Origin of the sequence: Streptomyces odonnellii (assembly GCF_000981895.1) — a bacterium.
Lineage (GTDB): Bacteria > Actinomycetota > Actinomycetes > Streptomycetales > Streptomycetaceae > Streptomyces > Streptomyces odonnellii.
Genome location: NZ_LATD01000610.1, coordinates 1 through 1852, shown reverse-complemented (window position 1 = coordinate 1852; position 1852 = coordinate 1). Strand labels below are relative to the sequence as shown.

Genomic DNA, 1852 nt, shown 5'->3' with positions numbered 1-1852 from the left:
TCGCCTCGCTCCTGATGTGGGCGTGACATTTGAAGACACGCCCTAGCGGCCGGCCGTCGGTGTGGCCGTTGGATGCCACTCGCGGCGGAGGAGGCCGAAGATCCAGGAGTCGGAGACGTCGCCGTTGACGACGCAGTCCTCGCGGAGGGTGCCTTCGCGGACGAAGCCGAGCTTCTCCAGGACCCGTGCGGATGCCGCGTTGCGGGTGTCGGTCCCGGCCTGGACGCGGTTCAGGTCCAGGGTGTCGAACGCCCACCGCAGGAGGGCGTGCGCGGTCTCCGTGGCGTAGCCGTGGCCCCACGCGGCGGCGTCGAAGACGTAGCCCAGGGACGCGCTGCGGAAGTCCGGGTTCCAGCCGGTCAGGCCGCACCAACCGATAAACGCGTCGTCGCAGACGCGGTCGACGGCCACCCGCGCTCCCGTGCCTTCCTTCTCGATCGTCCGGCTGGTCGCGATGAAGCGCTGGGCGCGGGCCGGTTCGGTCCACGGCGGGGAGTCCCAGTAGCGCAGCACGTCGGCGCTGCTGTGCAGCGCGTAGAGCGGCGCCGCGTCGGCGTCGGTGAACGGCCGCAGTCGCAGGCGGTCGGTGTGCAGCTCGGGGGTGGGCAAGGTCATGCGGAGCATCCTGCCGCGTCACGCTCGCCCCCGGCCATCCGTTTGTCCGGATGGCCGGGGGCGCGTACGTTCCCGGTGACGCCGGACGCGCCGCATGGGCTGTGAGTCCGCAGTACCGTGCCGGCATGGCGGGCAAACGGCGGCCGTACTGGCGCACCTTCGGGTCGGCGGCCGGCCTCGTCCTGTGCCGGACCCCGGGACGGATGGAGGTACGCCGTCCACTTCACCGGGCCGGCAGGCATCGCCGGCGGCACTCTTGCTGGTCCTGCGCCCTCGTCCGAGCCGGACATCGCGCAGGCGGCCCTGGTCCGGAAGGCGGAAGAACTCACCCGCCGCCGGCTCGGCGTTCTCTGGCACGCACCCGGTCAACCGGACTGGTGGACCGCCACGGTCACTGTCGCAGGGCCTCTTCCACCTGCCTGAAGACGGCGCGCCGATGCGGTCGGGGCACCAGACCCCGACGGTGTCGGCCATCGCACCCAGCGGCGACTTCTCCGTGTCAGCGCTGCTGTCGAAACCCGTGAACATTTCGATTCCCTCTCGGGCGGCGGCTGCCTCCCAAACGTGTACATCCGCTGCCAGTTCTCGCGGACAGAGCCAATCGCCGGGGAGCAGGCCGCTGGTTGCACGGAACCAGGGGTTGTAGCGGTGCGCGGGGCAGCACGTGGAGAACACCTGCTGGGGCTGTTCGGTGCTGCGGCGGTGTGCGGGGCCGGGGGCTGTCAGGCCGGCTATGTCGGGGGGTCCCGGGGGTTGCTGGTCTTCCCGGCGGTTTCTGCCGCGGCTTTCGGCAGGTGTGCGGGCGGTTCCGTGAAGGCCGGCGGGCCCGGGCCGGGTGCTGGGTGCCGGGCGGCTGGTGTCGTACGTGCGGGTGCAGTCGCGTATGCAGTCGCGCGGCCAGCAGTGTGTCCGGCCCGGCCGGGGAGTGCCGCGTCAGCTTGGCGCTTCCTCCTGCCGTCGGTCGTTGCTGGGTGTGGTGGGGATGGCGTTGTCGATGAGGACGGCGGCGATGGCGGCGGCGGTGGGGAAGGTGTCGGTGTTGAGGACCCGGGTGCGGGCCGCGGCGCCGTCGATGAGCAGCGCGAGCTGCTCGCCGAGCTGTTCGGGGTCGGTGGCGCCGGCTTCGCGGGCGGTGTCGGCGAGCCGCGCGGCGACGGCTTTCTTGTAGTCGTGTGCGTACTGGGATGCGGGGTGCTGGGGGTCGTGGAGTTCGACGGCGGCGGCGATGTAGGGGCAC

Annotated in this window: 1 protein-coding gene and 1 pseudogene; both read right to left on the bottom strand. The window is 71.9% G+C overall.

The genetic code is table 11. The annotated features are described in order from the left end of the window. Positions 1-42: 42 nt before the first annotated feature. The gene (locus WH07_RS35620; RefSeq protein ID WP_046509382.1) at positions 43-615 is read right to left on the bottom strand and encodes a GNAT family N-acetyltransferase; all 573 of its coding nucleotides are present in this window, start codon (positions 613-615) and stop codon (positions 43-45) included. A 933-nt stretch (positions 616-1548) separates the two neighbouring features. Continuing rightward, positions 1549-1852 (bottom strand): annotated as a pseudogene (locus WH07_RS35615) (TetR family transcriptional regulator); the annotation flags it as partial.